Origin of the sequence: Acinetobacter sp. YH12108, from assembly GCF_013419055.1 — a bacterium.
Taxonomy (GTDB): domain Bacteria; phylum Pseudomonadota; class Gammaproteobacteria; order Pseudomonadales; family Moraxellaceae; genus Acinetobacter.
Genome location: NZ_VPAW01000002.1, coordinates 41,469 through 54,002, shown reverse-complemented (window position 1 = coordinate 54,002; position 12,534 = coordinate 41,469). Strand labels below are relative to the sequence as shown.

The 12,534-nt window shown below is 39.7% G+C and carries 14 protein-coding genes; 10 read left to right on the top strand and 4 right to left on the bottom strand.

The window, feature by feature from the left end; all coding sequences use genetic code 11:
• Window positions 1-42 precede the first annotated feature (42 nt).
• The 6 genes from FTU46_RS01770 (at window position 43) to FTU46_RS01745 (ending at window position 5,529) form a co-directional block, all read left to right on the top strand.
• Entirely contained in the window at window positions 43-489 is a 447-nt protein-coding gene (locus FTU46_RS01770) for an I78 family peptidase inhibitor (RefSeq protein ID WP_180104219.1), read from the top strand.
• 112 nt (window positions 490-601) lie between these two features.
• Window positions 602-961, top strand: a complete 360-nt coding sequence (locus FTU46_RS01765; protein ID WP_125279919.1) for a hypothetical protein — start codon at window positions 602-604, stop codon at window positions 959-961.
• Between the two features lie 214 nt (window positions 962-1,175).
• Window positions 1,176-1,445: a hypothetical protein gene (locus tag FTU46_RS01760; RefSeq protein ID WP_180104218.1), complete on the top strand. Its 270-nt coding sequence runs from the start codon at window positions 1,176-1,178 to the stop codon at window positions 1,443-1,445.
• Between the two features lie 297 nt (window positions 1,446-1,742).
• Complete coding sequence (locus FTU46_RS01755) at window positions 1,743-4,382, top strand: bifunctional aconitate hydratase 2/2-methylisocitrate dehydratase (protein WP_180104217.1); 2,640 nt, start codon at window positions 1,743-1,745, stop codon at window positions 4,380-4,382.
• A gap of 69 nt (window positions 4,383-4,451) precedes the next feature.
• Window positions 4,452-5,159: a hypothetical protein gene (locus FTU46_RS01750; RefSeq protein ID WP_180104216.1), complete on the top strand. Its 708-nt coding sequence runs from the start codon at window positions 4,452-4,454 to the stop codon at window positions 5,157-5,159.
• 58 nt (window positions 5,160-5,217) lie between these two features.
• Complete coding sequence (locus FTU46_RS01745) at window positions 5,218-5,529, top strand: hypothetical protein (protein ID WP_257224582.1); 312 nt, start codon at window positions 5,218-5,220, stop codon at window positions 5,527-5,529.
• Window positions 5,530-5,558: 29 nt separating this feature from the next.
• Here the strand turns inward: FTU46_RS01745 and FTU46_RS01740 are convergent, their stop codons facing one another.
• Window positions 5,559-6,491: an IS5 family transposase gene (locus FTU46_RS01740; RefSeq protein ID WP_180051326.1), complete on the bottom strand. Its 933-nt coding sequence runs from the start codon at window positions 6,489-6,491 to the stop codon at window positions 5,559-5,561.
• A 41-nt stretch (window positions 6,492-6,532) separates the two neighbouring features.
• Between FTU46_RS01740 and FTU46_RS01735 the strand changes: the two genes are divergently transcribed.
• The 3 genes from FTU46_RS01735 to gltS all read left to right on the top strand — a co-directional run bounded on the left by FTU46_RS01735 (window position 6,533) and on the right by gltS (window position 8,606).
• Window positions 6,533-6,949 (top strand): hypothetical protein, encoded by a 417-nt coding sequence (locus FTU46_RS01735; protein WP_257224581.1) that lies wholly within the window; start codon window positions 6,533-6,535, stop codon window positions 6,947-6,949.
• Between the two features lie 114 nt (window positions 6,950-7,063).
• Window positions 7,064-7,258: a hypothetical protein gene (locus FTU46_RS01730; RefSeq protein ID WP_180104283.1), complete on the top strand. Its 195-nt coding sequence runs from the start codon at window positions 7,064-7,066 to the stop codon at window positions 7,256-7,258.
• Between the two features lie 124 nt (window positions 7,259-7,382).
• A complete protein-coding gene (gltS, locus tag FTU46_RS01725) occupies window positions 7,383-8,606 on the top strand; it encodes a sodium/glutamate symporter (protein ID WP_104484060.1) in 1,224 nt (407 codons plus the stop codon).
• Window positions 8,607-8,758: 152 nt separating this feature from the next.
• On the opposite strand, the gene FTU46_RS01720 is transcribed toward gltS, so the two are convergent.
• Window positions 8,759-9,625, bottom strand: coding sequence for an alpha/beta fold hydrolase (locus FTU46_RS01720; RefSeq protein WP_180104215.1), 867 nt, complete (start codon window positions 9,623-9,625; stop codon window positions 8,759-8,761).
• Between the two features lie 117 nt (window positions 9,626-9,742).
• On the opposite strand from FTU46_RS01720, the gene FTU46_RS01715 reads away from it, so the two are divergent.
• Window positions 9,743-10,201 (top strand): hypothetical protein, encoded by a 459-nt coding sequence (locus tag FTU46_RS01715; RefSeq protein WP_166134903.1) that lies wholly within the window; start codon window positions 9,743-9,745, stop codon window positions 10,199-10,201.
• 108 nt (window positions 10,202-10,309) lie between these two features.
• Here FTU46_RS01715 and FTU46_RS01710 read toward each other — a convergent pair whose 3' ends face one another.
• Together FTU46_RS01710 and brnQ are read right to left on the bottom strand one after the other, a co-directional pair.
• Entirely contained in the window at window positions 10,310-10,525 is a 216-nt protein-coding gene (locus tag FTU46_RS01710; RefSeq protein ID WP_004783783.1) for a hypothetical protein, read from the bottom strand.
• A gap of 593 nt (window positions 10,526-11,118) precedes the next feature.
• The gene (brnQ, locus tag FTU46_RS01705; RefSeq protein WP_180104214.1) at window positions 11,119-12,405 is read right to left on the bottom strand and encodes a branched-chain amino acid transport system II carrier protein; all 1,287 of its coding nucleotides are present in this window, start codon (window positions 12,403-12,405) and stop codon (window positions 11,119-11,121) included.
• Between the last annotated feature and the right edge of the window lie 129 nt (window positions 12,406-12,534).

Below are 12,534 nucleotides of genomic sequence, written 5' to 3'. Positions count from 1 at the left end.
TATGCTAAATTAAGTGTGAATTCCTTTAGAAGAATACCGCTCATGAAAAAAATAATTTTATCTGGTTTATCCGGATTGTTTGCATCCATCCTTTTTGCTGGCTGTAGTACAACCCAGTCGCCTGATTCAAACTCTACGTCATTAGGAACAGCCAATCCAGCGAGTGCCTATTGTATTAATCAGGGTGGAAAGCTGGAAATCCGTAATGAAACTAATGGGCAAGTGGGCTATTGTCATTTAAAAAATGGGCAAGTGGTCGAAGAATGGGAATATTTCCGAGCAAACCAGTCTAAATGTATTGCTGATCAGGCAGCTGCGCTGGTGGGCCAATCCAATTTAACTGAAGCACAAATCAAAGAGAAAACCAAAGCTCAAATGGTACGCATGGTTGCACCTGGCCAGCCTGTCACTATGGATTATCGTGAAGAGCGCGTGACGGTCACTGTAGATCCAGCCACTAAGAAAGTAGTTCAGGCAAGCTGTGGCTAAGATATGAAATGATACTTTCGAGCAGGTAGTATCAATAAGAATAGGTAGAAATTTCATTTTAAATGACAAATCTGTGCTGATCTCTTATAGTGCCTCTCGGAAGGAGAAATTCATGAAAAAGTTATTTGCTTTATCGCTGATGGTTGCTCTGGTCGGCTGTGCAGAGAAAAAACCTTTAACCCCTGAAGAGCAGTGGCATGGCTATTGTCGTAGTGTGGGGAATGCTGCACGGACCATTATGCTGGATCGTCAGAATGCGATCGAGAAAGAAAAGGCTGTTGAGCATGCCAACAAGATTGATGATGACATTACTCGCGGTTTTATCCTGAATATTATCGATGAAGTCTATGCACTTCCGGAACAGGAAATTAAGTCCGATGTAGATGCAGCCCGTGAGAAAGTTCGCGCTGAGTTTACTGAAAAATGTATCGCCACACCGCATGATAAAATGCCAGATTACAAACCGTTCTAAGGAACGGTTTTTTTAGGGCTGGATAAAATCGATCAAGAAATTTTTATTAAAAATAAATGGCGTTTTATAGATATAAGAATATTCTTCTAATAATAAAAATAGCCTAAGCAATATTAAATATAATTTGTGACAATTGCTAAATCTAAAATATAGAAATACTTATCTTTATATTGAATAATGAATTTAACTCCAAAGCCTTTAGGAGAAGAATAATATGGACGTCGTGAAGTATTTATATCACTCAGATCTGTTGTTAGAAGATGAAAAAGGATTGGCTATTATCGGTAGCGGACGCTATGTTCTGAGTGTAGGAGACAAGGTCGTGATTAAGCAGATCTTGGAGCAGGATAAAAAACGCTGTCTGGTCGAGATTTCCTTTGCCAGCAATAACCACAGTCAGACCTATGAAGATCAATGCGAATTAAAATTTGAGGGTTGTCGGGACGCTTTTCAGCAATATTTGAACTCGACGACAGTCCACTAAGGTGGAGTATCTTTTTCTAAGTAAATCAGGCAACATCGATGTTGCCTTTTTTATGCGTCGAATTTGGTTAAAAGTTGCCATATCTGTACTTAAATTATGCAAGGCGATGATGATTTGATTATTGAATGATCTTTATAAGCATCATTTAGTTATAAAATAATGAGCATCACAAAGAAACACTGTACTTGCATTAACTTTTAACTGGAATTTTAGTAAAATTTTAGAGTCCATATTATTTGTGAAGCTTTTATAAAGCAGGAATTCACAGGTAATTTTTTAAAAAAGAGGAATAACACCGTGCTAGAAGCTTACCGCCAACACGTTGAAGAACGTGCCGCACTCGGAGTCCCACCGAAGCCACTTGATGATGCTCAAACTGCTGCATTAGTTGAATTATTAAAAAATCCCCCAGCTGGTGAAGAAGCATACTTAGTTGACTTGCTTGAAAACCGTGTTCCAGCGGGTGTTGACCAAGCTGCATACGTAAAAGCTGCGTTCTTAGCTGCATTGGCAAAAGGCGAAGCGACTTCTCCACTAGTTTCTAAAGAACGTGCGGTTTACTTACTGGGCACTATGCTTGGTGGTTATAACGTTGCTCCTTTAGTTGAACTTCTAGAAGACGCAGAGCTTGGTGGTCTTGCTGCTGAAGCTTTGAAAAAAACGCTTCTTGTATTTGATGCGTTCCATGACGTAGCTGATAAAGCACGTGCAGGTAATGCAAATGCAAAAGCTGTTCTTCAATCATGGGCTGACGCTGAATGGTTCACAAGCCGTGCAGACGTTCCAGAAGAAATCAAACTGACAGTTTTCAAAGTAACTGGCGAAACTAACACTGATGACTTGTCTCCAGCACAAGACGCTTGGAGCCGTCCAGATATTCCATTGCATGCAAATGCAATGCTGAAAAACGAACGTGATGGCATCAACCCAGAAGTTCCTGGTGAAGTTGGTCCATTAAACCAAATTAAAGACCTCATCGCGAAAGGCAACAAAGTTGCTTACGTAGGTGACGTTGTTGGTACAGGTTCTTCTCGTAAATCTGCAACTAACTCTGTACTTTGGTTCTTCGGTGACGAAATCGCTCACATTCCTAACAAGAAAGAAGGCGGTTACTGCTTAGGTTCTAAAATTGCTCCGATTTTCTTCAACACTATGGAAGACGCTGGTGCGTTACCAGTTGAAATTGACGTAGCAAACATGAACATGGGTGATGAAATCACTCTTAAAATCGACAAAGCTGCTGCTAAAGTAACTGCGTTCAAAGACGGCGCTCAAATCGCTGAAGCTGACCTTAAAACTCCAGTACTTCTAGACGAAGTTCGTGCGGGTGGTCGTATTAACCTGATCATTGGTCGTGGTTTGACAACTAAAGCACGTGAAGAGCTTGGTCTTGAGCCTTCAACTCTGTTCCGTACTCCAGTACAACCTGCTGACACTGGCAAAGGCTTCACCCTTGCTCAGAAGATGGTTGGTCGCGCTTGTGGTCTTCCTGAAGGTCAAGGTATCCGTCCAGGTACTTACTGTGAACCACGTATGACTACAGTTGGTTCTCAAGATACAACTGGTCCGATGACTCGTGACGAATTGAAAGACTTGGCTTGCCTAGGCTTCTCTGCTGATCTGGTAATGCAATCTTTCTGTCACACAGCTGCGTATCCAAAACCAGTTGACGTTCAAATGCAACACACGCTTCCTGATTTCATCATGAACCGTGGTGGTGTTTCTCTACGTCCAGGTGATGGTATTATCCACTCTTGGTTAAACCGTATGCTTCTTCCAGATACTGTTGGTACTGGCGGTGACTCACATACTCGTTTCCCAATTGGTATTTCATTCCCGGCGGGTTCTGGTCTTGTAGCGTTCGCTGCAGCAACTGGTGTTATGCCACTTGATATGCCAGAGTCTGTTCTTGTGAAGTTCAAAGGTAAAATGCAGCCTGGTATCACTCTACGTGACCTAGTACATGCAATTCCTTACGTAGCGATCCAAGAAGGTGACCTGACTGTAGAGAAGAAAGGTAAGAAAAACATCTTCTCTGGCCGTATCCTTGAGATCGACCTGACAGAAATGGAAACTGACCTGACTGTTGAGCAAGCATTCGAACTTTCTGATGCTTCTGCTGAACGTTCTGCTGCAGGTTGTGCTATCACGCTTTCTGAAGAGAAAGTTGCTGAATACCTACGTTCTAACATCACTATGCTGAAGTGGATGATTTCACAAGGCTATGGCGATGCTCGTACTATGGCGCGCCGTGTTGAGAACATGGAAAAATGGTTGGCTAACCCATCACTTCTTAAAGCTGATGCTGATGCTGAATACACTAAAGTGTATGAAATCGACCTTTCTACAATCACAGAACCAGTTCTTTGCTGCCCGAACGACCCAGATGATGCGAAACTTCTTTCTGACGTTCAAGGCGTGAAAATTGATGAAGTATTCATCGGTTCTTGTATGACTAACATCGGTCACTTCCGTGCAGCTGGTAAACTTCTAGACAAAGTACCTGGTGGTTCTTTATCTACTCGTCTATGGTTGGCTCCTCCAACTCGTATGGATGAACACCAATTGATGGAAGAAGGTTTCTACAATACTTATGGTAAAGCTGGCGCTCGTACAGAAATGCCAGGCTGTTCACTGTGTATGGGTAACCAAGCACGTGTAGCTCCAAACACAACTTGTGTGTCTACATCTACTCGTAACTTCCCGAACCGTCTAGGTCAAGGTGCTAACGTTTACCTAGCATCTGCTGAGCTTGCTTCTGTTGCTGCTGTATTGGGTAAATTACCTTCTCCAGAAGAATACCAACAGTACGCTGCTCAAATCGACAGCATGTCTGCTGACATCTATCAATACTTGAACTTCGACAAGATGGACGAGTATACAGATGCTGCTAAAGACATCGATACTAAGAAAATTGCTGCTGCTCAATTAGCTTAATTGATCAAAAAGTAGTTTAGAATAAGGGCTGATTTATCAGCCCTTATTTTTTTATTTAGTATTTATAAGATGTACAAACTTATTTCGATTTTAAAAGAATTATCAGCACAACACGATATAAAAAATTATCATTGGGATATTCCCAAAAATTGCCCGATACAAATTCCAGATTATTTATCCTCAAACTTCGATAGAAATGTTTATCTCAAAGAACATTTCAATAAAGCCTTGAATAAAGGTGACTGTTTACCTGGTTATTATTGGATAATTCAAGAGTGGGGCGGGATTTCTTCTTTCAAACGTAATGAACTGAACGATGCCAAAATTTTGAAATTTTTAAAGGATCTTGAGGAAAAATCGCTTACTAAAGTATCTTTTGATCGTATTTCATCTTTTTCTAAAGTTGCTTCTTTCATTCAACCCAGTGAATACGTTATTTATGATTCAAGAGTGATTTATTCACTCAATTGGCTACTATTTAATTATGCATCTGAGTGGGAGCTGTTTAGTCAGCCACAAAGTCGAAATAGTGAGTTGATGAAATATGATATGCAAACAATATTTCGTCTGACAGGAAAGAGCCCTAAATACCGTAGTCATAAAAATGCTTATAATGAATATTGTGAGTTGATAAAAATGCTTTCTAAAGAAATCTATGGACAAGGTGGTAAGCCTTATTTGTTAGAAATGTTATTGTTTACTGTGGCACCAAATGCGATTGTAGAAGATATACAGAAAAAAGTTTCTCTAAAAATTGATTTAGAATTAACTGTTTAATTGAAAGATAATTTAAATAAGAAGTATGATTAGGGCTGACTTATGAACGCTTTTTTATATGAATAATCAATCTTGCTATATGTGTGATAATTTGGCGACAACAAAAGAACACGTGCCACCAAAATGCTTATTTCCAGAAAAAAAAGACTTAAAAGATATTAGTTTAGATTTAAGAAAAGGACTGATCAAAGTACCTTCATGTGTGGATCATAATTGTAAGAAGTCAGGTGATGATGAATATCTGTTGAATGTTTTATCAATGACAATTCAAACAGGTAAATATGGACTTTTAAATTTTGAAAGTAAGGTAATGCGTTCTTGGAGTAGAAAGGATCGAATATCTAAACGGCTTTGTTGCATAAAGGTTTGAAAGGCTGAACTCCTCTAAGTAATCCAAATTTAAGAGACAACTTGGGTATGCGGGCGACCTAATTCTGTGAATTTATTCAAAACCGCTACGCGTGCGTGGATCTCATTTACCTGACTCGGAAAGCTCCTTGCTGTTAATTTATCGCCTAATAATTTAATGCAATGCATTTTGGTTTCCACCAAACTTCGACGGTGATAATCAGACCACTTTTTCCAAAGGGACCTACCTAGCCGTTTGACTGTCTTTAATAATTCGTTCCGCTCTAGAGACCTCGCTTGTTGATCTTTCCAAGGCTTTGCATTCTTCCTAGGTGGAATGATCGCATATGCATCTCGATCTAAAATGACTTCTCGGCAGTGCTTTGTGTCATAAGCACCATCTGTATAAACAGAATCAATTTTTTCATCCAAGGGAATTTGAGCAAGTAAATCTTCGAGTACTTGTGAGTCACTGACATCATTTGTGGTGAGTTGTACTGCACGTATTTGCAGGGTTTTAGCATCTATACCAATGTGAAGCTTACGCCATTGGCGACGATATTCAGCCCCATGTTTCTTGCATTTCCATTCACCTTCACCAATAAACTTCAAGCCAGTAGAATCTACGAGTAGATGTAGCCCATTACTACTTTTTTGATAGCTAATCGCAATATCAATATGCTTTTGTCTACGACAAAGGGTGGAATAATCCGGAGCTGTCCAATCTAATCCAGAGAGTTTAATCAAGCTTTGAACAAAACCTGTGACCATGCGTAAAGAGAGTCGGAATAGCGATTTGATCATTAAGCAGCATTGAATCGCTGTATCAGAGTAGGTTTGATTTCGACCTTGCTTGCCTTGTGATTGTGCATACCACTGAGTCTTTGGATCAAACCAAATGGAAATATTACCTCGGTTGATTAAAGCTCGGTTATAGGATGACCAATTGGTTGTACGGTAGATTTTAGAAGCAGGCTTATTCATTTGGAAATTATATTGCTGAATAAGCCTTCCATGCTGGCTTTATGCAACAAAGCCTATCTAAACTAAAAGAAAAATTAATATCGACAGCTAGAGCAGTAAAAATAAAAGATTCAGAGTCAGAAGATATTTTTGAAGCTTTGGAATTAACTGTAGATAGGGATAGATTGAAAGAAGTTTTAAGATGTTGTGCTCTAGGACTTTATTATTATGAATTTGGAAAGAGGTATAAGGGTTCAGTACACTCAACTCCTTTATTTTCACCAATCCCTGATAAGAATTGGATAGAACAACAAGGTCAAATGGAGGATTACTATTTTAATAAATTTAAGAATATTAAAAGAAAAGGAGATAATCCTGAGATTTTCCAATATGCGTTTTATCAAGATACATTTAATAATATGCTAGTAGTACTAATGTGGTTTTATGAAGGATGTAAAGCAATATCATTTTTCAGATAAGCATATATTTAAAAACTTCTACAAATTGCACATTTACTAAATATATCATGCAATTCAAATATTAAAAATTATTGAAAGTTGTCATAAAAGCCCAAACAATCTCGATTCCTCTGCATTGGCGGTTTCTTAAATGGAACTCAGGTTAAAGACCAAGGCGACAGCTTTGTCTGTGTCGAAAATGGCAAACAAGTAACTTACACTAAAAAAGAAATCTTCCATCAAGACGCTTGGGATCATGATTACTATGTCTGTGAAACCACCACAGACCAGCAAGCGAAAAACTGGGTTTATGATATTCCACCACATTAATTGTCTCTATTCAGGCTGTAAATCAAACAATTACTAGAAACAATAACTTGCATAACATTTCTAAAATTGATTTTTCATACTATTTTCCTAAAACTGTATGAAAATAAAGCCAATAGGGAATATTATGAATTATGAAATCGATGCCTTTGGCACCTTGGTGATTGCGGTTTTTTTTCTGTTTATTGGGCGCTATCTTGTTAGTAAAATTGGCTTCTTTAGAAACTACAACTTACCTGAACCTGTAATCGGTGGTCTAATCGCAGCGATTACAGCTTTTATTCTCTATAAATTTTTTAATATCAGTGCCACATTTGACTCAGAAATTCAAACCATTCTGATGCTGATGTTCTTTACCTCTGTGGGTTTAAGTGCAGACTTTACCAAGCTCAAAGAAGGCGGGAAATCGCTTCTGATCTTTCTGGTCTGCGTCATTCTATTCGTAGTTGTACAAAATGCGGTTGGCATGAGCTTAGCCACAGCACTTGGGCTTGATCCATTGATTGGTTTGATTGTTGGTTCTGTTACTTTAACAGGGGGTCATGGTACTGCCGGTGCTTGGGGTGAAGTGCTTGAAACTCAATATGGAATCCAAGGGGCAATTGTTCTTGGTATGGCCAGTGCTACTTTTGGTTTGATTATTGGTGGGCTTGTGGGTGGTCCGGTTGCCAAATTCCTGATTAAACGCAATCAATTGGCAGAGACAGTAGCGCAAGAGACCAATGAACAACAACTCGATACTAGCATCAACACCGCACCCTTCGAATATCCAAAGAAAACCCGGCTGATTACAGCCAGTAATGCAGTGTCGACTTTGGGGATGTTTGCACTATGTATATTTGTTGCGAATGAAATGACAGAGATCAGTCAGGGAAGATGGTTTGAACTACCGACCTTTGTCTGGGCCTTAGGGACAGGGGTGATTGTACGTAACTTTCTGGAGCATGTACTGAAAGTCGATATTTTCGACCGTGCCATTGATGTATTTGGCAACGCGTCATTATCCCTGTATTTATCTATGGCTTTACTGTCACTGCAACTCTGGTTGCTGGCCGATTTGGCAGGCCCGCTCATTACCATTTTGTTTGCGCAGACAGCGGTACTGATTTTATTTACCGCAATTGTGACCTTTAGAATCATGGGAAAAAATTACGATGCAGCCGTATTGGTAGCAGGGCATTGTGGTTTTGGTATGGGAGCAACCCCGACTGCGATTGCCAATATTCAGGCGGTCACCAATAGCTATGGTCCATCACATAAAGCCTTTTTAATCGTACCGCTGTGTGGTGCATTTTTTATTGATATTGTGAATGCTGTGGTGATTCAGAGTATCATTGCATTTTTCGGTTAAATTTTAATACGACTTCAAAATCATATAGACATTAAAAAGCCCCATGGTTAGGGGCTAGTCGTATGCACATCTGAGGCACATACTGTAAGAGGCTCATCTCATACTGAGCGTATTAAAGCACATTAACCTATTAATAGCCATTTAAATCATCTTTAGGCAGATAACTGTTGCTCAATGACTGGCCATAAGTTTTGATGTGACTTCTTGAACATCAGCATATGGCCAATCCCTTTATGATCATATTCTTGGGGTTTTAGTTCAATCATTTCTGTTGCTGCTTTTGGATATAAGCGCAGCAAGTCTTTGACATTCGCTTGAGTGGCGATTTCATCATCCGAAGCCCAGATTGATGTGATCGGGCAGGTGATCTGGGCATGATAGTCATGTGCCGGTGAGATCTTTTTACCAATCGCATTGATGACATAACCCGGTTTACTACAAAATTCTGCCCATTCACGTGCCACATCTTTTGGCAGGTTTTCACCCATACCAATCGCTTGGGTTGGGCCATAGCCTTTGGTGATACGTGCCAATGGGAAAATGATATTGAACATCACTGGCGCTAGTAATTTGGTGCGGCCCCTTAAACCTTTAATATGACCCGTCGATCCGGCAATTGCCACGACTTTTTCCACTTTGACATAGTTTGGGACAATACCCAGCAGCTGTCCACCAGCACTATGACCAAGTAAGATGACCTTTGCTGCCTGAGTTTTAGCTAATAGCGCATCTATCGCAGCCGGAATGTCCAGTTGTCCCCATTGCACAATACTGGCTTTAGACTGTTTAACCGAACCTTTTAAAGATTCCCCAATACCTCGAAAATCAAATACCATTACGGCATAACCCTGAGTTTGCAACCAGCAGCTAAAAATATGATAAAACTGTTTGGTAATGCCAGTCGCAGGACAGATTAATATGGGAGATTTCTTACTTTCAGTCTCAGTGACTGGATAAAAACGTGCACTTAATTGATAGCCATCCTGGCACTTTAGAGTCAATGTTTCGAATTCAGACATGGGCTACACTATATTTTTGAATCAGAATGAATGCTTAAATTTACCTGACTTCTTCAAAGAAACTTGTTAAAACAATGACTAAAAAGTCAGTACGATGATAAAAAACGGAAAGAAAATATGCAGGGAATAGAACTTGATCTGGCAGTAAAGATCGCGATTATTTTTAGTGGAATATTCTTATGGGTGGGGATGTTAACCGGAGTATGGAAGTATTGGCAAATCCGCCAGTCTGTCAATTCACGGGCGCATTATTATGTGGATATTGCGCATCGCAGCAGTCTGCTTTATGCCCCTGCGACATTGATTCTGGCAGTATTGGCTTACTATTCAGCACTATCTTCGCAGATTAATTTGATCTGTGTATTGATCAATGTTCTCTTTTTCAGTTTCTCGATTGGCGCTTATATCTTGCATGGGTTTTTGAAAGACACCACTAATCAGTTTAAGCGACCGCATCAACTAGGTAAATTTCAGTTGCCGGGCGTGCTTATGACTTTGGCAATGTTAGGTTTAATTATTGCAGAATTAGGAGGAACAAGTGTGCTTCTTTATGGGGCGGCGGTCGGATTATTCTAATTTTTTAATAGTTGATTTTATTTTTTGAGCTTTAAGCTCAATTTATTTCTTTTCTGCCAGATGGATGACTGGCCAGATCATCCACTGGGGTATAAATTTATTAATAAATTATCGGTATTTCTGGTCGATCACAGCCCATAAGAAAAAGGCTGCCGAGACAATCAAGGCATAACCGACGTACTCAAATTTTAAATTGCCTTGAATTAAACAATGCACAATCAAGGTCAGCATAAGCGCAACCGTGGTGCTCAAGAAAGTCACCAGATTGGTATTTGCCTTAAGAGCGTCAATGAAGACTTGCTTTTTGAAATGTACTGATAACATCTCCATCCCTCCCGTTTATTTGTATTATTGAAGAGTAAATCTTATTGATTTAGTCTGAATTGAATATACAGTTGTACTTCTTAATTTCAACCTTTGCAACTATTTAAGTGAACTTTAACAGTTAAAAAAGGCCTTCTTTAGTCGTATTACTGTACTTATCAATGATTGCATCCGAATCATCATCTTAAACATTTCAGCGAGGGCAGTTCGACTGAAGTGTGCAAGCGATCATTCATTGCTACCATAGGGAAAAGCAAATTCTACGCCAAAGATTTGTAGAGATAATCTAGAAAATGTAAGTCTATGTAGAATGATGAAGGTGAGTTGGTTTAATCAGGAAACAATATGTTTAAAAAACAGTAAAATAGAGAGTTGTATTGATCTTCTGCTAAAGAATGAAAACGGAAGTAAGAAAGAAGCTAATTAAAATAATTGATTAAAAGTTTATAAAGCTTTCTAAAATACAATTTGGCTATGATGAGAAGGTTAGGGTGTAAACAATAAATGCCGGTTTGGGTAAAACCTGACAGATATTGATCACGCTAAAACCGGATTTTGGGTAAAAATACGATTTTTATGACCTCTTAGAAAGATTAATTTCTGATGCGGTCAATCACAGCGGCAATGACAAGAACAATAAGAGATGGAATCAGCCATGCCATATTTTGTTCAGAAAGCGGTAAGTTCTGTAGCAATTCAGGTAATTCAAGGCCAGCAACTTTAAGGCCATCAAAAATACCGAAAATAAATGCAACCAGTGTGGTCGGTGCAACAACTTGAGCAGGCTTTTTAAAGAAATAACCGCAGAAGCTTAGCAGGATCACTGCAATCGCAGGCGGATAAATCGCGCTCAATACAGGCACAGAAACGGCAATTAGTTTGGTCAAACCAAGATTTGAAATCACCAGCGAGAAGCCGACCAGTACAAAGACAAAGGCTTTATAAGGCAGTTTGGTAATAGACGAGAAATATTCAGCACATGCGCAGGTCAAACCAATCGCAGTCACCATGCAGGCAACAAAGATCATGGTGGCAAGGAAATAAGCACCCATATCACCAAAAGCATGTTGTACATAGGCATGCAGAATAATCGCACCATTGGCAGCATTAGGGGCAACATCGTGACTACCTAGGCCTAGTTTAAACAGGCTGAGATACACCAGCGTCAAACCGATACCAGAAATAATCGCTGCATTGACTGCATATTTGGTAATCAGCTTGCGATCCGTTACGCCACGAGAAGTAATCGCACGCACGATCACAATACCAAAGACCAATGCGCCTAAGGTATCCATGGTCAGATAACCATTAACGATGCCTTCAGTGACCGGACTTGTAACATAGTTACCCACTGCAGCAGGTGGTTTGCCGGCAGGAATCAACACTGCAGCACCGCCTAAAATAATCAATGCGATAATTTTTACTGGAGACAGGAAGTATCCAACCGTATCCAGAATCTTATTTGGATAAAGGGAAACCAGAGTCACTACAGCAAAATAGATCACACTATAGATCAGCAGGTTGCTAGGTGCATTGCCAAAGTATGAAGAGAAGCCGATTTCATAAGAAACGGTTGCGGTACGTGGTGTCGCGAATAAAGGTCCAACCGTCAGATAACACACAACAGTCAGTAAAAGACTGGCAGCTTTACCTAATGGAGAACTTAAGATCTGGATGGAACCTTCAACACGTGACAATGCCACGATGGTGATGACAGGTAGGCCAACTGCCGTAATCAGGAAACCTAGGGCAGCTAACCATACATGCTCACCGGCTTGTTGAGCCACAATCGGTGGAAAGATAATGTTGCCCGCACCAATGAACAGTGCAAAGGTCATAAAACCTAAGGCCACAATATCTCTTGTACGGAGACTTGTCATAGAGGGAGAACAAATAAATAAAAGAAAGCGATTTTAGTGTATATATGATGATTTTTGGAGTTTAATTTAATGCCGAAAGCCTTGATTTTACTGATCTTGATGATCGGATAATATGAACTTTAAAAGCTT

Coding starts and splice junctions, on each gene's coding strand:
- FTU46_RS01735 (WP_257224581.1), top strand. CDS start 6,533: ATGCAACAAAGCCTATCTAAACTAAAAGAAAAATTAATATCGACAGCT.
- brnQ (WP_180104214.1), bottom strand. CDS start 12,405: ATGACAAGTCTCCGTACAAGAGATATTGTGGCCTTAGGTTTTATGACC.
- FTU46_RS01745 (WP_257224582.1), top strand. CDS start 5,218: ATGAATAATCAATCTTGCTATATGTGTGATAATTTGGCGACAACAAAA.
- FTU46_RS01770 (WP_180104219.1), top strand. CDS start 43: ATGAAAAAAATAATTTTATCTGGTTTATCCGGATTGTTTGCATCCATC.
- FTU46_RS01760 (WP_180104218.1), top strand. CDS start 1,176: ATGGACGTCGTGAAGTATTTATATCACTCAGATCTGTTGTTAGAAGAT.
- FTU46_RS01740 (WP_180051326.1), bottom strand. CDS start 6,491: ATGAATAAGCCTGCTTCTAAAATCTACCGTACAACCAATTGGTCATCC.
- FTU46_RS01710 (WP_004783783.1), bottom strand. CDS start 10,525: ATGTTATCAGTACATTTCAAAAAGCAAGTCTTCATTGACGCTCTTAAG.
- FTU46_RS01750 (WP_180104216.1), top strand. CDS start 4,452: ATGTACAAACTTATTTCGATTTTAAAAGAATTATCAGCACAACACGAT.
- FTU46_RS01715 (WP_166134903.1), top strand. CDS start 9,743: ATGCAGGGAATAGAACTTGATCTGGCAGTAAAGATCGCGATTATTTTT.
- gltS (WP_104484060.1), top strand. CDS start 7,383: ATGAATTATGAAATCGATGCCTTTGGCACCTTGGTGATTGCGGTTTTT.
- FTU46_RS01720 (WP_180104215.1), bottom strand. CDS start 9,625: ATGTCTGAATTCGAAACATTGACTCTAAAGTGCCAGGATGGCTATCAA.
- FTU46_RS01765 (WP_125279919.1), top strand. CDS start 602: ATGAAAAAGTTATTTGCTTTATCGCTGATGGTTGCTCTGGTCGGCTGT.